Source organism: Amycolatopsis vastitatis (assembly GCF_002234595.1).
Lineage (GTDB): Bacteria > Actinomycetota > Actinomycetes > Mycobacteriales > Pseudonocardiaceae > Amycolatopsis > Amycolatopsis vastitatis.
Genome location: NZ_NMUL01000011.1, coordinates 1 through 22,604, shown reverse-complemented (window position 1 = coordinate 22,604; position 22,604 = coordinate 1). Strand labels below are relative to the sequence as shown.

19 protein-coding genes and 1 pseudogene are annotated in these 22,604 nt (G+C 69.4%); 12 read left to right on the top strand and 8 right to left on the bottom strand.

The genetic code is table 11. From position 1 onward, the window contains the following. Nucleotides 1-9: 9 nt before the first annotated feature. Genes CF165_RS13800 through CF165_RS13790 form a run of 3 tightly spaced genes read left to right on the top strand, consistent with a single transcriptional unit; the run spans nucleotide 10 to nucleotide 3,418 of the window. Nucleotides 10-879 (top strand): branched-chain amino acid ABC transporter permease, encoded by an 870-nt coding sequence (locus CF165_RS13800; RefSeq protein WP_093947905.1) that lies wholly within the window; start codon nucleotides 10-12, stop codon nucleotides 877-879. Continuing rightward, nucleotides 876-2,705, top strand: coding sequence for a branched-chain amino acid ABC transporter ATP-binding protein/permease (locus tag CF165_RS13795; RefSeq protein WP_093947904.1), 1,830 nt, complete (start codon nucleotides 876-878; stop codon nucleotides 2,703-2,705). Before CF165_RS13800 ends, CF165_RS13795 begins: the two co-directional genes overlap by 4 nt. Next, nucleotides 2,702-3,418: an ABC transporter ATP-binding protein gene (locus tag CF165_RS13790; protein WP_093947903.1), complete on the top strand. Its 717-nt coding sequence runs from the start codon at nucleotides 2,702-2,704 to the stop codon at nucleotides 3,416-3,418. The genes CF165_RS13795 and CF165_RS13790 overlap by 4 nt, the downstream gene beginning before the upstream one ends. A gap of 57 nt (nucleotides 3,419-3,475) precedes the next feature. On the opposite strand, the gene CF165_RS13785 is transcribed toward CF165_RS13790, so the two are convergent. Genes CF165_RS13785 through pqqC form a run of 4 tightly spaced genes read right to left on the bottom strand, consistent with a single transcriptional unit; the run spans nucleotide 3,476 to nucleotide 6,831 of the window. Further along, nucleotides 3,476-4,441, bottom strand: a complete 966-nt coding sequence (locus CF165_RS13785) for a ThuA domain-containing protein (RefSeq protein WP_093947902.1) — start codon at nucleotides 4,439-4,441, stop codon at nucleotides 3,476-3,478. Nucleotides 4,442-4,499: 58 nt separating this feature from the next. Beyond that, a complete protein-coding gene (locus CF165_RS53635; protein ID WP_093947901.1) occupies nucleotides 4,500-4,763 on the bottom strand; it encodes an MBL fold metallo-hydrolase in 264 nt (87 codons plus the stop codon). After that, a complete protein-coding gene (gene pqqE, locus CF165_RS13775) occupies nucleotides 4,760-6,145 on the bottom strand; it encodes a pyrroloquinoline quinone biosynthesis protein PqqE (protein ID WP_093947900.1) in 1,386 nt (461 codons plus the stop codon). The genes CF165_RS53635 and pqqE overlap by 4 nt, the downstream gene beginning before the upstream one ends. Next, nucleotides 6,142-6,831 carry a pyrroloquinoline-quinone synthase PqqC gene (pqqC, locus tag CF165_RS13770; protein WP_093947899.1) on the bottom strand — a complete coding sequence of 230 codons (690 nt, stop codon included), beginning with the start codon at nucleotides 6,829-6,831 and terminating at the stop codon, nucleotides 6,142-6,144. The genes pqqE and pqqC overlap by 4 nt, the downstream gene beginning before the upstream one ends. A 368-nt stretch (nucleotides 6,832-7,199) precedes the next feature. Between pqqC and CF165_RS13765 the strand changes: the two genes are divergently transcribed. The 3 genes from CF165_RS13765 (at nucleotide 7,200) to CF165_RS13755 (ending at nucleotide 10,641) form a co-directional block, all read left to right on the top strand. Then, nucleotides 7,200-9,350, top strand: a complete 2,151-nt coding sequence (locus CF165_RS13765; RefSeq protein ID WP_093947898.1) for an outer membrane protein assembly factor BamB family protein — start codon at nucleotides 7,200-7,202, stop codon at nucleotides 9,348-9,350. Between the two features lie 152 nt (nucleotides 9,351-9,502). Next, nucleotides 9,503-9,835, top strand: coding sequence for a winged helix-turn-helix transcriptional regulator (locus tag CF165_RS13760; RefSeq protein WP_240521581.1), 333 nt, complete (start codon nucleotides 9,503-9,505; stop codon nucleotides 9,833-9,835). Between the two features lie 257 nt (nucleotides 9,836-10,092). Next, complete coding sequence (locus tag CF165_RS13755) at nucleotides 10,093-10,641, top strand: hypothetical protein (RefSeq protein ID WP_093947897.1); 549 nt, start codon at nucleotides 10,093-10,095, stop codon at nucleotides 10,639-10,641. 199 nt (nucleotides 10,642-10,840) lie between these two features. On the opposite strand, the gene CF165_RS13750 is transcribed toward CF165_RS13755, so the two are convergent. Continuing rightward, nucleotides 10,841-11,218: a hypothetical protein gene (locus CF165_RS13750; RefSeq protein ID WP_093947896.1), complete on the bottom strand. Its 378-nt coding sequence runs from the start codon at nucleotides 11,216-11,218 to the stop codon at nucleotides 10,841-10,843. Between the two features lie 178 nt (nucleotides 11,219-11,396). On the opposite strand from CF165_RS13750, the gene CF165_RS13745 reads away from it, so the two are divergent. From CF165_RS13745 to CF165_RS13725, 5 genes and pseudogenes are all read left to right on the top strand, one after another. After that, on the top strand, nucleotides 11,397-12,401 hold the full coding sequence (locus CF165_RS13745) for a LysR family transcriptional regulator (protein WP_093947895.1): 1,005 nt from the start codon (nucleotides 11,397-11,399) through the stop codon (nucleotides 12,399-12,401). A gap of 3 nt (nucleotides 12,402-12,404) precedes the next feature. Then, nucleotides 12,405-12,971, top strand: a pseudogene (locus CF165_RS13740) (ATP-binding cassette domain-containing protein); the annotation flags it as partial. A gap of 224 nt (nucleotides 12,972-13,195) precedes the next feature. Continuing rightward, nucleotides 13,196-14,185 carry an ABC transporter permease gene (locus CF165_RS13735; RefSeq protein WP_093947893.1) on the top strand — a complete coding sequence of 330 codons (990 nt, stop codon included), beginning with the start codon at nucleotides 13,196-13,198 and terminating at the stop codon, nucleotides 14,183-14,185. 46 nt (nucleotides 14,186-14,231) lie between these two features. Beyond that, on the top strand, nucleotides 14,232-14,630 hold the full coding sequence (locus CF165_RS13730) for a GntR family transcriptional regulator (RefSeq protein WP_205660856.1): 399 nt from the start codon (nucleotides 14,232-14,234) through the stop codon (nucleotides 14,628-14,630). Then, nucleotides 14,627-15,493 (top strand): ABC transporter ATP-binding protein, encoded by an 867-nt coding sequence (locus tag CF165_RS13725; RefSeq protein WP_093947891.1) that lies wholly within the window; start codon nucleotides 14,627-14,629, stop codon nucleotides 15,491-15,493. The genes CF165_RS13730 and CF165_RS13725 overlap by 4 nt, the downstream gene beginning before the upstream one ends. Before the next feature lie 233 nt (nucleotides 15,494-15,726). On the opposite strand, the gene CF165_RS13720 is transcribed toward CF165_RS13725, so the two are convergent. Then, nucleotides 15,727-16,389, bottom strand: coding sequence for a GntR family transcriptional regulator (locus CF165_RS13720; RefSeq protein ID WP_158226786.1), 663 nt, complete (start codon nucleotides 16,387-16,389; stop codon nucleotides 15,727-15,729). A 177-nt stretch (nucleotides 16,390-16,566) separates the two neighbouring features. Here CF165_RS13720 and CF165_RS13715 point away from each other — a divergent pair, with 177 nt between their 5' ends. Continuing rightward, nucleotides 16,567-17,247: a YbhB/YbcL family Raf kinase inhibitor-like protein gene (locus CF165_RS13715; protein ID WP_093947889.1), complete on the top strand. Its 681-nt coding sequence runs from the start codon at nucleotides 16,567-16,569 to the stop codon at nucleotides 17,245-17,247. Between the two features lie 106 nt (nucleotides 17,248-17,353). Here CF165_RS13715 and CF165_RS13710 read toward each other — a convergent pair whose 3' ends face one another. After that, nucleotides 17,354-19,432 (bottom strand): PQQ-dependent sugar dehydrogenase, encoded by a 2,079-nt coding sequence (locus CF165_RS13710; RefSeq protein WP_093947888.1) that lies wholly within the window; start codon nucleotides 19,430-19,432, stop codon nucleotides 17,354-17,356. A gap of 36 nt (nucleotides 19,433-19,468) precedes the next feature. Further along, nucleotides 19,469-22,282: a glycoside hydrolase family 2 protein gene (locus CF165_RS13705; RefSeq protein ID WP_167441439.1), complete on the bottom strand. Its 2,814-nt coding sequence runs from the start codon at nucleotides 22,280-22,282 to the stop codon at nucleotides 19,469-19,471. Nucleotides 22,283-22,604 lie beyond the last annotated feature (322 nt).

The window sequence follows — 22,604 nt, the reverse complement described above, 5'->3', positions numbered from 1 at the left end:
GGACCCCCTATGCAAGTTCTGCTCCAGACGCTCGTCGGCGGGCTCAGTTTCGGCGCCGTCTACGCCCTCGTCGCGATGGGCTTCTCGATCGTCTACCGCACCATGGGCCTGGTGAACTTCGCCCACGGCCAGGTGGTCATGGTCGGCGCGTACGCGGCCTCGACGTTCTACATGTCTTCACGGCTCCCGTTCATCCTCGCCATCGTGGTCGCCATGGTGGTCACCGGGCTCATCGCGCTGGTCATGGAGCGAGTCCTGCGGCCCTTGGAGAACAAGGACTTCGACCTCATGCTGATCGGCACGATCGGCTTCGGCGTTGTCCTGGAGGCGCTGGCCACCATCATCTGGGGCGCGACCGGGCACGCGGTTCCCACGCCCGTGGAAACCGAGCCGCTGGACCTGTTCGGCGTGCGCGTCCGGACCTACAACCTCGTGGTGCTCGGCATCGCCGCCGTCGCCACCGTGCTGCTCCTGCTGTTCCTGCAGCGCACCAAGCGCGGCGCTGCCATGCAGGCGGTGGCCATGGACCACGAAGCCGCGACGGCCGTCGGCATCCACGTCGGACGCAGCAACGCCATCGCGTTCGCGATCGGCGCCGGGCTGGCCGCCCTCGCCGGCGGGCTGGTCGGCCCGCTGCTGTACGTCAGTCCCACGCTCGGCGGCACCCTGGGCATCAAGGGGTTCGCCGCGGCGATCCTCGGCGGCTTCGGCAACATCGGCGGCGCGATCGTGGGCGGGCTCGCCATCGGCTTGCTCGACTCCTTCGCCTCCGGGCAGTTCCAGGGCTACTCGGATCTGGTGGTGTTCCTCGCCTTCACGGTCATCATCATGATCCGGCCGACCGGGTTCTTCGGCGAGCGGACGGTGAACCGGGCATGAGCACCCTGCTGCGGAACAGATCCACCACGGCCAAGGTGATCGCCGTCGCCGCGATCGCCGTCGCCGCGTGGTTCCTGCCCTACGGGCTCGACGGCTACGGCATCCACGTCGTCAACATCGCCGTGGTGTTCGCCCTGCTGGCCGTCGGCCTGGGGCTCGCGATGGGCGTGGCCGGGCAGATCAACCTCGCCCAGGTCGCCTTCTTCGGCATCGGCTCCTACGCCCTGGCCATCTTCACGACGTCGTCCGGGCTCGGTGTCTGGGTCTCGGCCGTGCTCGCGATGCTGGCGACCGCCCTGGCCGGGCTGTTCGTCGGCATCCCGGCCCTGCGGGTCCAGTCGCACTACCTCGGCATCGTCACCCTCGGCCTGGCACTGGCGTTCACCAACTGGGTGACCAACGCCCAGATCGCCGGCGGCGCGTCGGGCATCAACGGGATCCCGGCCCCGCCGCTGTTCGGCATCGACCTGACCAACGAGTACCTGTACTACTACTTCGAGCTGATCGTCTTCGGGCTCGCCATCGCGTTCGCCGGGTTCCTCGTCCGCACCGCGCTCGGCCGGCGGCTGCGGGCGATCCGCGACGACTCCCTCGCCGCCGGCTCGGTCGGCGCTCCGGTGTCGCTGCTGCGCATGACGGCGTTCCTCACCGCCAGCGTCTACGGCGGCGCCGCGGGCGTCCTGTACGCCGGGCTGATCCACTACATCGCGCCCGAATCGTTCAGCGTGGCCAACATGTTCCTGCTGCTGGCGATGGTCATCATCGGCGGGCGGCAGAGCATCGTCGGCTGCGTGATCGGCGCGATCGCGCTCTCCCTGGTGCGCGAGGCGCTGGTCGACTTCTCCGTCTACGCGCAGCTCGGCTACGGGACCGTCGTGGTGCTGATGGTCGTGTTCGCGCCCACCGGCCTGGCCGGTCTCCCCCAGCGGATCCGGGCCGCGGTGCAACGCCGCCGGCGCCGGCAGGCAGGCGTGTTGCGGGAGTTCCGCCCGTACGAGCGGGCCACCGGGAGGGTCGCCTCCGGCTCCCTCGAGATCTCCGGGATCACCAAGCGGTTCAAGGGGCTCCGGGCTCTCGACGACGTGACGTTGTCGGTCGCGCCCGGCGAGATCCGCGGCATCGTCGGACCCAACGGCTCGGGGAAGACCACGCTGTTCAACGTGATCAGCGGGATCTACACCACCGGCGGCGGGACCGCGAGCTTCAGCGGGCGGCCGCTGATCGGGCAACGCCCGCACCAGCTGTCCCGGCAGGGCATGTCGCGGACGTTCCAGAACCTGCGGCTGTTCGGGCAGATGACGGTCGAGGAGAACCTCCTGGTCGCCCTCGACCGCACACCGATGCGCTCGGCCTGGCAGTACGTGGTCTGGCCGATCGGCATCTGGCGGCACGAACGGCGGCTGCGGCGAGCCGCGGCGGAGCTGCTGGATCGGTTCGGCCTGACGGACTTCGCCGACGCTGCCCCTCGCTCGCTGCCGTACGGCATCCAGCGACGGGTCGAACTGGCCAGGGCGATGGCAGCCGAGCCCAGCCTGCTGCTGCTGGACGAGCCCGCCGCGGGCCTCAACGGCCAGGAGGTCGGGCAGCTGCGGGAGATCGTGCGGTCCATTCGCGACAGTGGCGTGACGGTGGTGCTGATCGAGCACAACATGGGCCTGGTCATGTCGCTGTGCGACCGGGTCACGGTGCTGGCGAGCGGCCGGGTGATCGCCGAAGGCACGCCCGCGGAGGTCGCCGTCCAGCCGGAGGTCATCGAGGCCTACCTCGGCGACTCGTTCAGCACGGCGGAGGTCGTGGAAGCCGTGGAGACGGAGGCACTGCAATGAACCCGGGCGATCTGGTCGTGGAGGACCTCGCCGTGCATTACGGCGGGGTCCAGGCGGTCAACTCCGTGTCGTTCACCGTCGGCGCCGGCCGCTGCCTGGGCATCATCGGAGCCAACGGCGCGGGCAAGACGTCGACGTTGAAGGCCCTGATGGGGCTGGTCCCCCGCAAGGTGGGCACCCTCCGCCTCGGCGACCGGGACCTGACCAAGGTGAAGCCGAAGGACATCGTGCGCCACGGCATCGGCTACGTCCCCGAAGGCCGGCACGTCTTCACCGGACTGACGGTGGAGAAGAACCTGCTGCTCGGCGCGTACCTGCGGTCGTGGAAAGGCAAGACGCAGGAGAAGCTGGCCGAGGTCTACGAAATGTTCCCGGTCCTCGGGGAGATGCAGCACCGCCTCGCGGGGGCGCTGTCCGGGGGCCAGCAGCAGATGCTGGCGATCGGGCGCGCGCTGATGTCCGAGCCCCGGCTGATGCTGCTGGACGAGCCGTCGATGGGCCTGTCGCCGAAGCTGGTGGAGGAAATTCTCGGCATCCTGCAGCGGCTGTCGGCGTCGGGGCTCGGCCTGCTGCTGGTGGAGCAGAACGCGAAGCTGACGTTCGAGGCCACGGAGACGTGCGTGGTCATGGAGAACGGGCGGATCGCGATGACGGGCAGCTCCGTCGAGCTGGCGCACGATCCGCTGGTCCGGCAGATCTATTTGGGGCTGTAACCCCGCAAGGCGAACCCCCGGCCGGGATTCCCGGCCGGGGGTTTCGTGTTGTGACGTTCAGCGGCAGAACGGCGCCGCTCCCGCCGCGGACTTGATGCCGTTCGCGATCAGCGTCTGGAAGTACGCCGCGCCGTCCGAAGTGGACGTGTTGGTGAACGCCCAGCTCTCGTGGCCGAGGGTGGTCACCCACGACCGGCCGCCGTCGTAGTACTGGCACCAGGCCACCGGGTGGTCGTTCCCGTGGCCCGGGTGGCCCATCGAACCCTTCACGCCCTTCGCGAGGGTCGACTCGTCGACCTTTGCCAGGACGCGCACGTTGCTCGGGAACGGCACCAGGTTGTACCACTCGTCGGTGAACGCCCACCGGTTCGGCAGGCTCTTCGTGGACACGTCGTTGCGGTCCACCGTCTGCACCACGCCGGCCTGCGCGGGGCCGTGGTCGTAGTAGTTCGCGCCGCCCAGCAGGCCTTCGTACCATGGCCAGTTGTACTCGGTCCCGAAGGCGTTGTGGATGCCGACGAACCCGCCGCCGCCCCGGATGTACTGCCGCAGCGAAGTCTGGGCAGCGTCGTCCAGTGCGTCGCGCGTGGTGCTCATGAAGATGACCGCGTTGTACTTGAACAGCGCGCTCGGGCTGGCGAGCTGGGTGACGTCTTCGGTCCAGTCGACGGCGAACCCGTTCTTCTTGCCCAGCTCGACGAGCCCGTTCTGCGCGACGTTCGCCGCCGTCAGCGGCGGGTTCAGGCCCGGGCCGAGCGCCGGCCCCAGGTTGGCGTGGCGCGGCCCCGCCGTGCGCGAGTAGACGAGCACCTTCACGCCCTTGCTCAGGTCGAAGTTGTCCCAGTCGTGGTAGCAACGCGTGTCGAGGCCGCGGCAGACGCCGTAGTCCGGGTCGCCGAGCGCCTGCGCACCCTGCTTGCCCCCGTCGTGCGCCGAGGCGGGCATCCCGATCACCGCGGCCGTCGTCAGCGCCGCGGTCACGGCGCTGACGAACATCGTCACCAACGTTGTTGATCTCTTCATGGTGGTTCCGGCCTTTCTCCGGGCACGGCGGTGCCCGGGGTCTCTCGGGGAGGACGAGCTACAGCTCGAGCAGCAGTCCGTCGGCGGCCACGGCCGCGCCCACGGCGGCGACTTCGGCCAGCTCCGGGGCCTGCGGCAGGACGAGCGGGTTCGTGTTGTTGAGGTGGGTGAAGAGGTACCACGTGTCGCCGTCCCCGCTGACGGCCAGGCCGTCCTGGGTTCGAGAGACGTCCGCGTCACGAGCGGCCTCGCAGACGCGGCACCCGCAGTTCCACTGCGGCGCTCCACCGCCGGCGGCCGTGCCGAGGAACCGGATCTTCATGACATCCGCCGGGGTACGGCCGGCTCCGGCGTCAACCCCGCGACGCTGTCCAGCACCAGGTCGTGGTGGTCCGAGAGGTCGCAGACGGGGTCGGTCACCGTCGCATCGCCGGTCAGCTGGTACGCCTGGCAGCGGCAGCCCCCGAAGTCGATTTCCTTCAAGGCACAGCTCCCGCACGGGTCCGGAAGCCAGTCCGTGCCCCGGAACTTCCGGAACGCCGGCGACTCGTACCAGATCCGCTCGAGCGATTCCGACCGCACCGACGGGATTTCCAGCCCGGGCAACGTCTCCGCCGCCAAGCACGGCAGCACGTGCCCATTGGGTGTCACGGTCAGCTGCCGCGCACCCCAGCCGTAGTTGCACGGCTTGGGACGCGGGTCGTAGTAGTCGGCGGCGACGTGCACGACCTCGTAGCCGTACCGCTCCCGGACGCCGGCGACGTCCTGGGCGGCCTGGTCGACTTGCTCGCGCGTGGGCAGGAGAGCGGCGCGATTGCGCAGGGCCCAGCCGTAGAACTGGGTGTGGGCCAGCTCCAGCCGGTCCGCGCCGAGACGATGGGCCAGCTCGGCGATCGCCGGGATGTGCCCGACGTTGCCGCGGTGCAGCACCACGTTGATGGTCAGTGGCAGCCCGGCGGCCCGCACCGCCTCGGCGACGGCGAGCTTGCGCTCGTGCGCCGCCCGCCCGGCGATCCGATCGGCGGGCGCCGCTTCAGCGTCCTGCAGGGACAGCTGGAAGTGATCGAGACCGGCCTCGGCGAGCCCGGCGATCCTGGTCGCGTTCAGCGAGATACCGCTGGTGACCAGGTTCGTGTAGAGGCCGAGCCGGTGGGCGGCCGCGACCAGATCGACGAGATCGCGGCGCAGGCCGGGTTCGCCGCCGGACAGGTGGAGCTGCAGGACGCCGAGGTCACGGGCCTGGGCGAGCACGTCGAGCCAGGTGGCCGTGTCCAGTTCGTCCCGGTAGTCGGTGAGGTTGAGCGGGTTCGCGCAGTACGTGCACTGCAGCGGACAGCGGTAAGTCAGCTCGGCGAGCAGGCCGAGGGGCACCGGAGAACGGTGCTCGATCGATGCCGCCGACGTCCTCGGGGAAGCTGGCGCCGGGCGGGCGTCCGGTGTCTCGCCCACGAGGCCGCGGTTCTCGAAGTCCGCCAGCGTCCGCAGCACCGAGCCGGCGGAAACGCCGGCGTACTCGGTGGCGAGGTCGGCGACGATCTCCGTCACCGAGCGGTGGGTGTCGCACCGGGACAGGACGGCCACCGCGGTCTCGTTGAGCAGCAGCACCCCTTCGGGGAACAGCAGCACCGGGCGGCCGCGGACGGCGTCGAACTCCACCCGGACGCCGCGGCGCAGCCCGAGGCGGCTCTCGGCGGTCACCGTCATGACGCCCCCGCGTAGTCCACCGCGTCGAGCACGGCCCACAGCACGTCGCACTTGAAGTTCAGCGCCCGGATCGCGGCCTCCTGCTGGTCGGCGGTGACGCAGTGGTCGAGCACCAGGCGCAGCGTCAAGGCACTGTCTTCGCGGGCTGCGGGGATCCGGCGGTCGAAGTAGGCGAAGCCCTCCGGCCGGATCCAGTCGTAGCGCTCCCGCCAAGCGTTGACGCGGTCGGTCATGTGCCCCGGAGAGAACAGTTCGGTGCACGCCGCCGCGACGCTTTCGATCCACGGCTTGGTTCGGCAGAAGTGCAGGTACCCGTCGACGGCGAACCGCACGCCGGGCAGCACGTGCCGCTCGTCGAGGACCTCCGCTCTGCTCAGCCCCACCGCTTCCGCCAAGCTCAGCCACTGTTCCATGCCGCCTTCGCCCGGGTTCGCGCCGTCGTGGAAGACGATGCGGTCCACCCAGACCCGGCGGACTTCCGGCAGCGGGCACGCCGCGATGATCGCGGCGTTCTTCTGCGGCAGGCACTTCTGGTAGTACCAGCGGTTGGCCACCCACCGGCGCAGGTCCGCCGGGGAGCAGCCGCCTTCGTGCAGCCGGAGGTGGAACGGGTGGTGAGCCCAGTAGCGCTTCTCGAGGCGGAGCAGGGCGTCGGACAGCTCCGCCCGGCTCAGCGGGCCCGCCACGGCCCGCTCTCGCCGGCGTATGCGGTGACCTCGGGACGAGTCTCGTAGCACTCGATTGCGGGCTCCGACCACAACGGGAGGACTCGCTCGTCTCCCTGTGCCACAACGGTTTCCACAGCAGAAGGCATACCGGAACTCCTCTTCGAGTCACGAAGCTTGGTCCACAGAGCGGTCCTGATGGTCCGTCTAGTGTTCCGCGACAGTACCTTGCGCAGCGCGCGCCGAACAAGAGGCGAATCCTCTTGTGGCTCGCGCGGCCCGGTTCTAAACTCAACCGTCGAGCGGTCCGCAAGTACCACTAGACGGACCATTGCTCTCTGGATCATCTCGTCGCAGCGCGCGTTTCCTCAACGGAGAGGGCTCAACCGATGGATCGACGCAAATTCCTGACCGGTGCGACGGGAGCCGCCGTGGCGGGCACCGTGCTCCCGGCCCGGCCTGCCGCCGCCGCGCCGGCCACAGTGGACACCCCGCGCCAGCCCGACGCCTTCGGCAAGCCGGGCAGGGACTTCACGAAGGTGGGCGGCGACCTCGGCAACCAGAACCACACGCCGCTGCGGCAGATCACCCGCCAGAACGTGAACCGGCTCGGCGGCGCCTGGCACGTCAACCTCGAAGGCGGTGACACGTCCCGGGCCCAGCAGAGCACCATCGTCGCGCAGAACGGCGTCCTCTACGTCCAGACCACCCAGCAGAACGTCTTCGCCGTCGACGGCCGGACCGGCGCAGTGCGCTGGAAGACCAACGTCGGCACGGAAACGACCAACATGCGCGGTGTGGCCTTGGGCCAGGGCAAGGTGTTCTCGACCTCGGGCGCGAACATCCTCTACGCGCTCGACCAGAAGACCGGCGCGGTCGCGTGGAAGACCCAGCTGCTGACCGAGGATCCGACCCAGGGCACGCCAGAGCCGTGCGATCCGGCGAACGGCCAGTGCGGCGGAACCACCGGCTCCCTCGCCGGCGCGGTGGTCTACTCCGACGGCCTCGTCTACGTGGGCATGCAGGGCAGCACCACCGGCGCCCGCGGCCGGGCCTACGCTCTCGACGCGGCCACCGGGAAAATCGCCTGGACCTTCTGGGCCGTCCCGGGTCCGGGACAGTTCGGCGGCGAGACCTGGGAGGGCGACTCCTGGAAGACGGGCGGCGCCGTGCCGTGGATCCACCCCGCGGTCGACCCCGAGCTGGGGCTCGTCTACTGGACCTTCGGCAACCCCTACCCGCGCACCAACGGCTCGACGCGCGGCGGCGACAACCTCTTCGCCAACTCGATCGTCGCGATCGACGCGAAGACCGGGAAACGCCGCTGGCACTTCCAGTCCGTGCACCACGACATCTGGGACTACGACAACGTCATGGCGCCGGTCCTGATCGACCTGCGCATCGACGGCAAGCTGCGCAAGGTCGTCGTCTACGGCAGCAAGGTCGGGATGTACTACATCCTCGACCGCACGAACGGAAAGCCGATCCAGGGCGTCACCGAACGTCCGGTGCCGCAGGACCCGCGGCACAAGACGTCGCCCACCCAGCCCTTCCCGGAGGGCGACCCGTTCGTCCCGCAGGAGCCGCGGCTGGACAACTCGACCCGCCCGGTGCCCTTCTACCCGACCGGCGGCCTGTTCGCGACCCACTGGGACCGCGCGACGATCATCTTCCCCGGGGCGGGGGGCGGCGCGGACTGGTCCCACGTCTCGTTCAACCCCAACACCGGCTGGGTGTACGTCGGCTACGGCCTGATCAACTCCGCCTACTCCAACACCATCGGCGGCCGGGTCAACACCGCGCGTCCGTTCGGCGAGTACTTCGCGGGCGGGCTTGCCGCGGTCGACCCGCGGACCAACGAACTGGTGTGGAGCAAGGACAGCGAGTGGTCCCTCGCCCACGGCAACGGCATCCTGACCACCGACGGCGGGGTGATGTTCCAGGGTGGCCCGGACGGCAACCTCCTGGCGATGAACGACGTCGACGGACGGGAGCTGTGGCGGTTCCAGTGCGGCGCGGGCGTCCACACGAGCCCGATCAGCTACGAGATCGACGGCGAGCAGTACCTCGCGGTGTTCGCCGGCGGCAACGGCCTGCCCTACCCCGACATCCCGAAGGGCGACCACCTCTGGGCGTTCAAGCTCGGCGGCAAGGTCGCCCCGGCGCCCGCGCCGGCTCCCCCGTCGAAGCGCAACCAGATCCGCGCGGCCGCCGTCACCGCCGCCGCGGCGAAGAACACCGTCACCTTGGGCCGGGTCTGGGACGCCACCGCGGGAGCACCCGGCGCGACGGAGAACACGGTGGCGCAGACGGCGATGTCGCCACAGAACCTGACGGTCCCGATGGGCACGGAGATCACGTTCGTCAACCCACCGGGCAACGCGTTCGCCCACGGCGCGGTCTCGTTCTTCGAGTACGAGTTCGACAGCAGCACCCTGATGCCGGGACAGTCCTTCAAGCACATCTTCACGAAGAAGGGCGAGTTCTTCTACAACGACCCGATCTTCCCGCAGAACACGGGCAAGATCGTCGTGATCTAGGGCGTGAGCGGTGATCGAACCACCGCTGCCACCGCAGCAAGGCAGTGGGGGAAGGCGAGCCTCAGTTCGGCATCCGGTTGAACCTGCGGATGACGCGGTCGTAGATCCGACTTACCGTTGCGCAGTAACTTATGATTCCTTAGTATTGGGTCGTGGACATCACCGACACCGCGTTCTGCCCGCGCTATCACCGTGCCGTGGAGGTCATCGGGAAACGGTGGACCGGTGCGATCGTGCGGGCGATGCTGCTCGACGTCACCCGGTTCGGCGACCTGCGGGCGGTCGTGCCCGGGCTGAGCGACCGCATGCTCACAGACCGGCTGAAAGAGCTCCAGGAGGAGGGCATCGTGGAGCGGATCGTCCATGCGGAAACCCCGGTGCGGATCGAGTACCGGCTCACCGAGAAGGGTCGCGAGCTGCACGACGCGGTGTACGCGTTGAGCCGCTGGGCCGACCGCTGGATCCCGCTCGAAGCCACCACCTGACCTGAGCGACGCCGGGGCGACAACCACATAACGACGTCCAGCGACAGGCCGCGTGCCTGCCGTCGGACGAGCTTTCCCTTTGATCGCCGGGCTCAGTGGTGGGACGCGGAAACCGAGCGATGGCAGGACGGCCCGCTGCTGTTGTCCGACGAACCGCTGAACCGCCACGTCTTCGACCAGCCCCTGGAGGCGGCCCGCTCCGGTTCGCCACGACCGGCGGCGGCAGCTGGCCCGGCGGCAACATCCGGCTCGGCGAAGTGGTGTTCCACGGCGAGCAGCTCGGCGCCTCCCACCGCGACGTGCTCGCCCGGCGCGCCCGGGCGACGTTGTTCGACGACCGCGTCGGCGACCTCGCGGCGATGCTGTACTTCCCGGCGTTCGGTTTCCACCAGGGCGACGCGTATTCGGGCAGCACGTGCCTCGAGCTCTCCGGCGCGGGCGAGGCGCATCCGTTCTACCGCGCGCCGTTCGGGCACGCCATCCCGGACTGGGACTTCACGATCGCCGAGAACCCGCGGCCGGGCCAGTACCGCTGGCTGCAGTTCGCCTGGACGGCGACGTCCCCGGCGACGACGGGAATCGGGCTGCGGCTCGGCCACCCCTGGCCCGCCCCGGCGTACTGCGCCTTCGTGGGCGACTCGGACTGGCCGGACTACTCGGTGCTCGCCGAACACCGAGTCGCGGGCCCGCCGCCGGCCGGGTGGACGAAGGTCCGGATGGACCTGTGGGCGCTGTCGGGCGGCGAACCGGTCCCGATCCGCGGATTCGGCCTCCGCTCCGAAGGCGGCGGTGCCCGGTTCGACTAGCTCGTCCTCGGCCAGACCGAGGCCGACCTCCCCTGAACCGGTGCCGTGAAGGCCGGCTCGAGAAACTCTCTGAATTCTCGCTCAGCTGCAGAATGCGCCATTTATTTTGTGAGTTGACTCCACGCTGTCCAGCGGAACCGGTGGGATCGGCTTCGATCCCACCGGTTCGGCGGCGGCCCGTTTTAGGCATGATCGCCTGCTAGGCCGGACCGACCGGCTCCCAGACGTCGAGGTGGGCATCCAGGGAGATGTCCTGGGTTCCGATGCGGAATCCGACGAACGACCGGACCATGCAGGACTGCTCCCCCGGATGCAGGCTGCCGCTCCCGTTCGAGGTGCTGGACCACCAGATGTACGACACGTCCGGGCCGCCGACCGGTTCAGGATTCCCGAAGCACACCTGCGTGCGCCCGAAGAACCAGGTCGGCATGTCCTGGCTCTCGCCGGGCGACAGATGCAGACCCGTGGCCTGGGTAGAAGCCAACGCGGTACCCGCGGCGGCAGCCATCAACGCGGCACTCAGGCTCGCGACCGCGAGCAGCCGGCGCGCGCGGCCTGATTTGGTCTTCGTGATCATATTTGCGTTGCCTTTCGTAGTATGAACGCTTGGTTCGAACGCCTGTGATGCTGTCACCCGACCCTGACATCGGAGGGAGACGTTGTCGAAGACATGTTCCGGATAGCCCGATAAGGGGTGTCTATCGGGCTGCCCGGGCGTACGGTGAGGGCAGCACTGGGGGTGGGAGGCAAGTGCTGTGGAACTGCGACATCTGCGTTATTTCCTGGCGGTGGCCGAAGAATCGAGCTTCACCCGGGCCGCCCGGCGGCTCCACGTCAGCCAACCGGCGCTCAGTCAGCAGATTCGTGCGGCCGAAAAGCTCATCGGTACGCCGCTTTTCCACCGCGACATGCCCGGCGTGCGGCTGACGGCAGCCGGCGAGGCACTGCTCGAGCCTGCGGGTGACGCGCTCGCCGTCGTGGCGGACGGCGTCCGCGCGGCACGGGCCGCCGCGCGTGCGGACGGACGCGCGGTGCTGCGGGTCGGCTTGCCGTGGGCCGAAGTTATGGGTGAGCTGACCCAACCGATCCTGGCCACGTACGCCAAGGCGTACCCGGACACCCAGCTGCTGTTCTCTTCCCTGGATCCGGCTGGGCTCTACAACGGACTGCGCGACAACACCATCGACATCGCCCTCGCCCGGCTGCCGCTGGACCCGGAGTTCTGCGCCTGGACACCACTGTTCGAAGATCGCCGCGTTGCCGCCGTGGGAACGGGAAACCCGTTCTTCGACGCGGAGTACGTGGAAATCGAAGACATCGTGGACATGCCGATACCCGACGTGGTGTTCAAGTCGCCTGCTCCCGAGCTTTATTCCTACTGGACGCTCGAAGCGGAACGGGGGGCGAGAGCGCGAATCTCGGGAAACCCGGTCAGCTCGACGATCGAGGTTTCCTACGCGCTCGTCCACGAGCCCGATCTGGTGATCATCGGCCCGGAAACCATACGGAGGTTTCCGGCGCTCCCGCAGTCGTTCCTGCGCTTTGCCGTGATCGCCGACGCCCGCCCGAACCGCGCCGTGGTCGCGCGTCGCCGCACCGACGACCGTCCGGCCGTGCTGAGGTTCTGCGAGGTCGCGGCGGCGGTCGCCCGGCACCTCGGGCCCGTGCTCTTGCCGCGCGGAACGACTTTGTGCGTGCCGTCCGGTGACTCGTCAGCCGAGGTGCTGCCGGCGTCTGACAGACTCAAGTTCACTACTTAACTAGTGAAACGTGGTACCTTGGCGGCAGTCGATGACGGAAAGGAGACGGCCGTGACCCTGCCGAGGCAACCTGACCAGGCGCTTCCAGCCATCGCCGCGGGCTTGGGCAAGCGGTACCGCCGGGGCTGGGCGTTGCGGGAGACGTCCCTGGTGATCCCGAAGAACCGGATCGTGGCCCTCGTCGGCCCGAACGGCGCGGGCAAGAGCACGCTGATGGGGCTGATCACCGGGTTGCTGAGTCCGACGACCGGTGGGATCACCGTGTTCGGGGACCAGCCGACGGGCAGGGGACTGCACCCCGCGGTGTCCTACCTGGCCCAGCAGAAGCCGCTGTACCAGCAGCTCACCGTGGCCGAGACGCTGAAGCTCGGGGCGCGGACCAACCCGACCTGGGACCAGCACTACGCCGAGTACCTGGTCGCGCAGGGGGCGGTGCCGATGGAGGCGAAGGTGGGCACCCTGTCCGGCGGGCAGCGCACCCGCGTCGCGCTGGCGCTGGCCCTGGGCAAGCGTCCGGGCCTGCTGTTGCTCGACGAACCGCTGGCCGACCTGGACCCGCTGGCCCGCGAGACCGTGCTGCGCACGCTGGTGACCGAGGCGAGGACGCAGGGCATCACCGTGTTGCTGTCTTCGCACGTGCTGGCAGAGTTGGAAGGCGTGTGCGATCACCTCGTCCTGCTCCACAAAGGACGAGTCCTGCTGGCCGGGGACGTCAGCCGGCTCGGCGCCGGCGGCACCCCGCTCGGCGTACTGGCCATGAACCGCATGCGTGAAGCAGTTCGGGAGGACGCGGCGTGATCTGGGTTTCCTGGCGGCTGCACCGCGCGCAACTGATGACCATGCTCGGAGTGCTGGTCGTCGGCGCCGGGGTCATCGCCCTGCTGCGGTCGAACATGCTCGACGACCTCGCGTCGACGGGGCTCGCTTCCTGCGTGTCCCAGACCCTCGACAAGTGTTCTCCGGCCGGTGCGGCGAAAAGCTTCGCGGAGGCGTGGTCGACCCCGTTCGACGTCGCGCGGGCCGCGATCATCTGCCTGCCGGCCCTGATCGGCGTCTTCGTGGGGGCGCCGCTGTTCGCCCGAGAACTGGAACAGGGCACGCACGTTCTGGCCTTCACCCAGTCGGTGAGCCGTACCCGGTGGATGTTCGGCAAGCTGGTCGTCGCGCTCACTCCCGCGTTGGTCCTGCTGATCGTGCTCCAGTCGCTGGTCTCGTGGTGGCTGTCCGCGGCCGGCATCCTGGGGCCGTTCATGAACGGCCCGTTCACTGCCTTCAACTTCGGCATCGAGCACGTCTCACCGGTCGGCTACGCGCTGTTCGCCTTCGCGCTCGGCACCTTCCTCGGCGTGGCGACCCGCCGCACCCTGGTGGCCATGACCGGGGGGCTCGCCGCATTCGTCGTCGTGCGCCTCGCCCTGTCCGGCCTGGTGGACCGCCTGGTTCCGGCCCAGCGCCTGGAAGTCACGCCCGACCAGCCGGTGACCGTGTACCAGGACGGCAGCCTCGTGATCGGCGACGGCTGGCTCGACGCCGCCGGGCAACCGGTCTCCGAGGACAAGGCCCAGGTCCTGATCCAAGCCTGCAAGTCGGCACCGGGTGGAGCGGCGAACACTCAGGAGGCGTACCTGGCGTGCTTGCCGCAGTCCGGTCTCGCCAAGAGGTACGCGGACTTCATCCCGGAAAGCCAGGCCTGGCAGGTGCACCTGGTCGACGTGGCCATCTTCGGCGGGGTCGCGGTCCTGCTGCTGGCCGGTACCGCCTGGGTGCTGCGGCGGCAGAGCTGAGCACGGTGGAGACCCGTGAGCCGCGCGAGCACTTATGCTGACCGGCGTGATCGAGTTCCGGATCGACCGGCGGTCCGGGGTCTCCACCTACATGCAGATCGTCCAGCAGGCCAAACAAGCCATGCGACTCGGACTGCTGAACCCCGGCGACCGGCTGCCCTCAGCGCGGGAGGTGGTGGAGGCGACCGCCGTCAACCCCAACACCGTGCTGAAGGCGTACCGCGAACTGGAACGGGAAGGTCTGGTGGAGGGCCGCCGCGGCTCGGGCACCTTCGTGACCAAGTCACTTTCCTCCGAGGCCACTGCGGGCGACGACGCGCCGCTCCGGCAGGAACTCGCGGCCTGGATGCGCCGCGCCCGGCAGGACGGCCTCGTCGTCGAGGACGTCGACGCCCTGTACACCGCGGTCCGCGATGAGCACTACCCCGCCGAGGAACGATCATGAACCCCCTGACCGCCACGGCCCTGGGCAAGCGATACCGCACCCGCTGGGCCGTCCGCGACTGCGATTTCGCCATTCCCGAAGGCAAGGTCGTCGCCCTGATCGGCCCGAACGGCGCCGGCAAGAGCACCCTGCTGCGCATGGTCGCGGGCCTCATCCGCCCGACCACCGGCGACCTGACGGTCTTCGACACCCCCGTGCGGGGGCGGACCCACCCGGACGTCTCGTTCCTGGCGCAAAGCCGGCCGCTCTACCGCGACCTCACGGTACGCGAACAGGTGCGCGCCTGCGCGGCCATGAACGACCGCTGGTCCACCGACCGGGTGCACGAGGTGCTCGGGCTGCTGGGGGGCGTGGACTACGACGCGAAGGTCGGCACCCTGTCCGCGGGCGTCCTGACCCAGCTGGCCATCGCGATGGCACTGGGGCGGCTGCCCCGGCTGCTGCTCCTGGACGAACCGCTGGCCGACCTCGATCCGCTGGCCCGCGACGAGACGCTGCGGATCATCATGACCGAGGTCGCCGACCGGGGGACCACCGTGGTGATGTCCTCGCACCTGCTCAGCGACCTGCGTGAGGTGTGCGACCACATCTTGCTGATCGACGAGGGCCGGGTTCAGCTCAACGGCGACATCGAGGATGTCCTCGCGCGGCACCGGATCCTGGTCGGTCCGGCCGCGGACGAGTCCACCGTGGGGGGAACTCTGATCAGCGCGACCCGCACCGAGCGCCAGTCCACCCTGCTGCTGCGGGAGGCGAGTCCGACGCCGGAAGGCTGGGCGGGCACCGAACCCGACCTGGAATTCCTGGTCATGGGTTACCTGCGTGCCTCGCGCGAGCGGCGGTCTTCGGCCCGGCGCGGGTAGCCGTCCAGCCCTCGGACGACCCACTGTCCTGCCGGGAAGCCATCACCGCGCAGGTGCCCTCGGTGCCTGCATCGGCCTCGGATACGTTCGAAGGGCCGCGGTTCTCCTCGGGACCAGTGACGATCCGAGGAGGGGGCCGGAGCAGGTCTCTCCCGCCACCGCCCCGATCGAGTTCGGCTCGCGTGAAGCGGTATCGGCAATCAGGATCTGGTCCGCCAGACTGCCGAGGCGCGTCAGGCTGGCGTGGCGGGTTCGCGCTGGGCGGGGTCGGCCAGTCCGGCCGCGGTCAGGGTGACGTGCTGGACCAGCGCCGCGACCGCGGCGTCGGCATCGCGCGCCAGCCCGGCCTCCTCCAGCCGCCGGTGTTCGCCGAGGTGGTCCCGGCCGGGGGCGCGGTGGGCCGACCAGCGGCGTGCGAGTTCGCTCGCGGTCCACATCCGGTCGAAGGTCTCGAGAAGGATCGCGTTGCCGCAACCCTCCAGCAGGGTGCGGTGGAAGATCCGGTGCGCTTCGGCCCATGCGTCGCTGTAGTGCTCGCCTTCCTCGGGGACGAACGCCGGGGTGCGGGCGAGACGGTGATGGGCGGCCCGCACGCGAGACTCCCAGTCCAGGTCACCACGCTCGATGGACATGCGCAGGAGAACAGGTTCGACGGCCTGCCGAGCCTCCGCGATCTCCTGCCAGCGACGATCGGAGAAGGCCGGGACAGCGAAGCCACGGTTCGGCAGCCGGTCGGCCAGTCCCTCGCCGACCAGACGCACGAGTGCCTCGCGCACGACGGCCAGGCTCACGCTCTCCTTCTTGGCGAGATCCTGCGGTTTGAGGGCATCACCGGGTGCGTGGGCACCGTGCATGATCGCGTCCCGAAGGTTCGCATAGACCTGCTCGGAGAGCATGGGCTTGCCCGGCGAGGTCGTGGCACCCGTCGTTCGCGTCATACCCAGATCATAGACGAAGCGACAGATAATCGATTATTAGTGATATGGTCGATTAAGAGATCCGAGCGAGTGCCGGACCTCCCGGCGAGACCCCAACCTCGGCACGTCACCACCGTGCAGAAAAGGAACGACGCGATGAGCGCCAACGACCCGTTCGCCCGCCTCCCCCAGGCAGCCACCTTCACCGTTGCCAGCACCACGATCACCGACGGTGCCGCCTGGTCGCTTGAGCAGCTCTCCTCCAGCGTCCCCGGCGGAAAGGACATCTCCCCGCAGCTGTCCTGGAGCGGCGCTCCCGATGGCACCAAGAGCTACGCCGTCACCGTCTACGACCCGGACGCCCCCACCGGGTCCGGGTTCTGGCACTGGGCGGTCGCCGACATCCCCGCCACCGTCACCGAACTGCCCGAGGGCGCGGGCGACGACTCCGGTTCGGGCCTGCCGGAGGGGGCCTTCCAGCTCCCCAACGACGCCCGCCTCGCGCGTTTCATCGGCGCCGCCCCACCGGCTGGGCACGGCCCGCACCGCTACTTCGTCGTGGTGCACGCCCTTGACGTCGAGTCCGTCTCCATCCCGGCCGACGCCACCCCTGCCGTCCTCGGCTTCACCATGTCCTCGCACACCCTCGGTCGCGCGGTCCTGATCGCCACAGCGGAAACGCCGCACGCGGACGAGGACACGGAACGGATCGAGGTCTCCCGGCTCATCCCGGCCCCGCCGGCGCCATCTTCGCCGAGGACGGCACTCTCGTCACTTCCTACTACGACTGGTCGGAAGTCGGCGAGGGGTGGCGCAAGCGCGTCGCCTTCCCGGTGATCCCGAAGTCCGCCCTGAAAGCAACCCTGGGGATCTTGGAGCGCACCGTCCGCCGGAACGCTGCCGCCTGAACGGGTTTCTGCCGGCACAACGCCGGCGCGCTCCGCTACCCACCCAGTGCGACGTGGAAGATCCTCTCGTTGCTGTTGTCGGGGGTGCTGTCTTTGTCGCCGTTGTTGGTGGTGGTCAGCCACAGGCCACCGCCGGGGGCGGGCTCCACGGTGCGCAACCGTCCGTAAGTACCGTTGAAGTACGCCTGGACATCGGTCAGGTCGCTACCGCTGATCACTTCCCGGTACATCCGGGTCCCGCGTTCGCAGGCGACGTAGAGCACGTCGCGGACGATGGCGATGCCGGAGCAGGAGCCGTCCGCGGTGGGGTAGGTGCGTTTGGGTGCGATGAAGCCGGCGGTGCCGCACGTTCCGGAGGTGCCTTCACACGCCGGCCAGCCGTAGTTGCCGCCCTTGGTGATCAGGTTGGTCTCGTCCATGATTCCGTCGCCGAACTCCTGTTCCCACAACCGTCCCTGGGAGTCGAACGCGAGTCCCTGCGGGTTGCGGTGGCCGTAGCTCCACACGTAGGTGCCGAAGGGGTTGTCCGAGGGCACGCTGCCGTCCGGGTTCAGCCGCAGGACCTTGCCGTTGAGGCCGGCCTTGTTCTGCGCGTTGTCGCCGTTCTGGGCGTCGCCGGTGGTGGCGTAGAGCTTGCCGTCGGGGCCGAAGCGCAGCCGGCCGCCGTTGTGGTATTTGTTGCGCAGCAACCCGCTGATCAGGACTTGTTCTGTGGTGGTGCTGAGCTGGTCGTTCTCCAGCTTGAGGCGCACGATCCGGTTGTCGGCCGGAGAGGTGTGCATGATGTAGAGCCAGTGGTCACCGGCGAACCCGGCAGAGATGGCGAGGCCGAGCAGTCCACCCTCACCATCGGTGTTGTCCACGCCGGGGACCGTGCCCACGCTGGTCTTGGTGCCGGTGGCGGGGTTCAGGTGGACGATGTCGTGAGCGTCGCGCCGGGTGTAGAGGACGGTGCCGTCCGGCAGCGTCACCAGACCCCACGGGATGTCGGTGTCGGTGGCGATCTGCGTCACCGCGCACACCGAGTCGCCGCAAGCCGCGCCGGTGGTCACGGTCGTGGTCGCACTGGGCGGCGACACGTTCGCCTGCGCGTCCCGCGCCACGACGTAGTACTGGTAACTCGTGTTCGCCGCCAAGCCACTGTCGACGAAGGTCGTCGCGGGCGGCGCGGTGGCGGTCCCGGTGACGGCACCGACCTTGACGCCACCGCGGTAGACGTCGTAAGCCCGGACACCGATGTTGTCCGTGGCCGCGGCCCAGTTCAGGGTCACCGTGGTGCCAGACGCGCTGCCGGTGAGCTTCGTGGGCGCACTCGGCGCCTGGTCGTCCGGCTGACACTGCGGCGGCGTGATCGAAACCGTGGTGCTGGCCTGCGACACATTGCCCGCGGCGTCACGCGCGTTGACGTACAGGCCCCAGGTCGCGCCGGCGACCACGGTGAGGCTCGTCGAGAGGGTGCTCCCGCTCACCGACTTCATCGACTGGCCGTCGTGGTAGACGTCGTAGAACGCCACGCCCACGTTGTCGGTGGACGCGTTCCACGAGAACGTCACGGCGTCGCAGACGAGGTCGCTGATCCGCGGGTTGCCCGGCACGCTCGGCGGCACGGCATCGCCGAGGGAGGTCCGCCACTTCTGGTTGCCGCCCCCGGTGCAGGTGTACAGCCCGACGAGGGTGCTGTTCGCGGTGCCGGCCGCGGTGACGTCCAGGCAGAGGCCCGACTGCACACCGGTGATGGTGCCGTCCGTGGTGATCCGCCACTTCTGGTTGGCGCCACCGTTGCAGGGGTAGATCTGCGCGTCGGCCGGCGAGGTGGTGCTCGCGCCGGCGACGTCGAGGCACATCGCGCCGTCGTACACCCGCAGTTCGCCCGCCGCCGTGAACGTCCAGGCCTGGTTGGCTTGGCCGTTGCAGTCGTAGATGTTCACGCGTGTCTTCGGCGCAGTGCTGTTGCCGACGACGTCCAGGCACCGCCCGGACGCCACGCCGACCACGGTCGCACCGGGAGCCGCCGCTGCCGCCGCGGGCACGACCGTCGTCACCGCGGCCACGGCAGCGAAAACCGCGCCCAGAACACGCAGGCGCGACCGCCGACGGGATTTCAACGGGAACATTCTCATGACCTTTCACTGTGGTCAGCCAGGGATGCCTCACGCGTCGAAGCGGAAGTACACGGTGCGGTGGTAATCGCCGGCGGCGGCGTTCGGGCGGCTCTCCGGGCCCAGCGCCGCGACGCCGTGGAACTTGTTGCCGATCGGCGCGATGCCGTCGAGGAAGGAGATGCCGCCGGCCGGGTAGGTCACCACGGCGTTCTGCGGGTCGGGCCCCACCTTCGGCGTGAACAACCGCAGGAACAGGCCCTCTTCCGCGGCGACCACCGTGACCGCGCCTTCGGTGGTCTCCAACACGGCCCAGCAGGTCCGGGCGTGGTAGCCCTTGAACTCCGGGTACTGGTACCCGCTCGCTCCGGTCGCGGTGTCGTTGTACGGCTTGCGCCAGACGTCGGGCTGCACCCCGCGCAGCCGGTTCTTGTAGACGCGGTACGGCCCGTCCCCGAGCCAGGTGAGGCCCCGCACGTTGGCCTCGGGGTAGTCGAAGTTCACGCCGAGGTGGTCGTGGTCGCCGGTGGCGCGGTAGCGGTACTCCAGCCGCAGCCAGCCGTTGGCGTCCAGCCGCCAGCGCACGGACGCCAGGTCGCCGCTGTAGTCCGCCTGGGCGACCCAGCCGGTGCCGTCGCGGAAGTGGCTGAACCCGGTGAGCGTGGCCGCCCCGCCGGCCGGGGCGGGGCCGTTGGCCAGCGACACCGGCGAGCTACCCAGGCGCACTCCGCTCAGCCGCCCGCCGGCCTTGCTGATGGTGATCCGGGTGGCCCCGGCGATGAGCGTCACCTCACCGGCGGTCTCGGCTGCGGTCACGCTCCCCGTGGTCGCCGGGCGGACCAAGAGGGCGGCGTAGTCCGGCGCCTTGCGGATGCGCCACGTCCAGGCGGTGATGTTCCTGCCGGTCGGGTCGGTGACACTCAGCTGCAGGGCGTCGGCGCTGGTCCAGTCGACGGGCAGGCCGAGCGCCAGCGCGCCGGTGGCTCCCGGCACGACGTCCGGCGCCTCCGCCTGACCTTGGGCGAGGACCTGGTGGCCGGTTCCCGCGCCGGGCACGGGGAAAGCAAGCAGCTGCCAGGTGAACCGGCACCGCCGGAGATTCGTGAAGTCGTACCGGTTGACCAGCTTCACCGTCTTGTCGAACGACGCCGGGAAAACCGACTCGTAGTACGCGGAATTGGCCAGCTGGACCGGCGACCAGATGTCCTTGATCGTGAAGAAGCTGCCTTCCTTCTCCCGGTACGGGCCGAGGATGCCGTCGGGAGCGCGGCTGCCGTTGGTGTCGAGGGCCCCGCCGCGGTCGTCACGCACGACGCTTTCGTCGACGAGCGCCCAGATGAACCCGCCCGCCGAGCGCTGCGACCCGCCCATGAGTTTCCAGTAGTCGTCGAGGCCGGCTCCGGCGCCGCCGTCGTAAAGGCCGTGCAGGAACTCGGTCGGCATGAAGATCGTGCCGCCGGCGACCTTGCTCGCGGTGCTGCTGTAGGTCTGGTAGTGACTGGTGTCGACGCCGCTGAACGTCGTCCACGGGTGCAGCACCGCCCGCCCCTGCGGGTCGTACCGCCCGAAGTCGTCGTCCAGCGCGGCGTTCCAGCCGCCTTCGTTCCCGTTGTCCCAGAACAGGATCGACGGGTGGTTGACGTCGCGCTCCACCAGCGCCTTGACCAGTGGGGCACCGACACCTTCGTCGTAGCGGCGCTGCCAGCCGGTCAGCTCGTCCAGGACGTAGAGCCCGAGTTCGTCGCAGAGGTCGAGGAAGAACGCGTCCGGCGGGTAGTGCGACATCCGGACGGCGTTCATGTTCATGTCCTTCATCAGCCCGATGTCCAGCCGGGCGAGGCGCGGGCTCGAGGCCCGGCCGGAGGTCGGCCAGAAGGTGTGCCGGTTCGCTCCTTTGAGGACGATCCGCTTCCCGTTGACGTAGACGCCGTCACCGGTCCGGACTTCGATCGTGCGGAACCCGAAGCGCTCGGCGACGCTGTGCCACGGCTCCCCGGCGGCGCTCGCGAGCGTCAGCTCGACTCGGTGCAGGTTCGGCGTTTCGGCCGTCCACAGTTCCGGCTGGGACGCGGTGGTGGTCAGGGTCGCGTCCGTGGCTCCGCTCGCCACGGCGACCGAGAAGGCGCCGCCGACGGCCGAGCCGTCGAGCCGGCGCAGCTGGGCGGTCAGCCGGGCCGCCGCGGGCACGCCCGCAAGCGTGACGTGGGCGGCGAAGGTCCCGTCCGCGCGGGCGTCGACCGCGACCCGGTCGATCCGCGCGGACGGGTACGCCTCCAGCGACACCGGCCGGAACAGCCCGCCGAAGTTCCAGAAGTCACCGCGGCGCTCGGCGTCGTTCACCGAGTTGTCGGCCGATTCCTTGCTGACGGTCGCCTCGAGCAGGTTCGGCTCACCGAGCCGCAGCAGGGCGGTCACGTCGTAGCGGAAGCGGTAGAAGCCGCCCTGGTGCACCGGTCCCGCCGAAACGCCGTTGACGCGCACGTCGGCGTCGGTCATGGCCGCCTCGAACACCAGGAAGATCCGGCGGCCGGCCCAGGACGTCGGCGGCGTGAACCGGTGGCGGTAGTTGCCCTTCTCCGCCGGGACGAGGTCACCGCCGTAGTGGTAGCTGCCGAAGCCGTGGCACTCCCAGTTCGACGGTGTCGGGATGCGGCTCCACTCCCCTGCGCGCCGGCCGGCCGTGACCTGGAAGTCCCAGTCGACGGTGTGGTCCGCGTCGCAGCCGGTGAGGAGCATCGTCTCGGTCGCCGGACCGACCGGCTCCGCACCGGCTTCGCCCGCCGAAGAGACACCGAGCGCGGACAACCCTGCTGTGGCGGCGCCCACCGTGCTGATCGACAGCGCCGTACGACGATTGAATTCCACTGGGTCTCCAAAGGACGGGAAGTGAAGTCCGCCGACGTACACAGAGACGCGAAAGAGGCTGACGGCTCAGCTGATATATGACACATCATACGACAAAGGCTGGTGCGCAAGCGGACAAACCGTCGGACAAGTCTCGACGTGGTTCACCCGTCGTCGTACCGCAGCGCGGGAGGGCAGTCAGCCGTCCGCACCGCTTTTGCGGCGGCGAGGCGCGGCCGAACGGGGTGGCGTCGAGCGCATGTGGTCGCGCACCGGAGCGAGCAAGGCGGCCAGTTCCTTGACGTCGTCGTGCGAGAGTGGCTCGAAGAGCAGGCCGCTGACC

Bases quoted from the DNA above. Each gene is read 5' to 3' on its own strand.
- CF165_RS13800 (WP_093947905.1), top strand. From the start codon at position 10: ATGCAAGTTCTGCTCCAGACGCTCGTCGGCGGGCTCAGTTTCGGCGCC.
- CF165_RS13795 (WP_093947904.1), top strand. From the start codon at position 876: ATGAGCACCCTGCTGCGGAACAGATCCACCACGGCCAAGGTGATCGCC.
- CF165_RS13790 (WP_093947903.1), top strand. From the start codon at position 2,702: ATGAACCCGGGCGATCTGGTCGTGGAGGACCTCGCCGTGCATTACGGC.
- CF165_RS13785 (WP_093947902.1), bottom strand. From the start codon at position 4,441: ATGAAGAGATCAACAACGTTGGTGACGATGTTCGTCAGCGCCGTGACC.
- CF165_RS53635 (WP_093947901.1), bottom strand. From the start codon at position 4,763: ATGAAGATCCGGTTCCTCGGCACGGCCGCCGGCGGTGGAGCGCCGCAG.
- pqqE (WP_093947900.1), bottom strand. From the start codon at position 6,145: ATGACGGTGACCGCCGAGAGCCGCCTCGGGCTGCGCCGCGGCGTCCGG.
- CF165_RS13765 (WP_093947898.1), top strand. From the start codon at position 7,200: ATGGATCGACGCAAATTCCTGACCGGTGCGACGGGAGCCGCCGTGGCG.
- CF165_RS13750 (WP_093947896.1), bottom strand. From the start codon at position 11,218: ATGATCACGAAGACCAAATCAGGCCGCGCGCGCCGGCTGCTCGCGGTC.
- CF165_RS13725 (WP_093947891.1), top strand. From the start codon at position 14,627: ATGAACCCCCTGACCGCCACGGCCCTGGGCAAGCGATACCGCACCCGC.
- CF165_RS13720 (WP_158226786.1), bottom strand. From the start codon at position 16,389: ATGCTCTCCGAGCAGGTCTATGCGAACCTTCGGGACGCGATCATGCAC.
- CF165_RS13715 (WP_093947889.1), top strand. From the start codon at position 16,567: ATGAGCGCCAACGACCCGTTCGCCCGCCTCCCCCAGGCAGCCACCTTC.
- CF165_RS13710 (WP_093947888.1), bottom strand. From the start codon at position 19,432: ATGTTCCCGTTGAAATCCCGTCGGCGGTCGCGCCTGCGTGTTCTGGGC.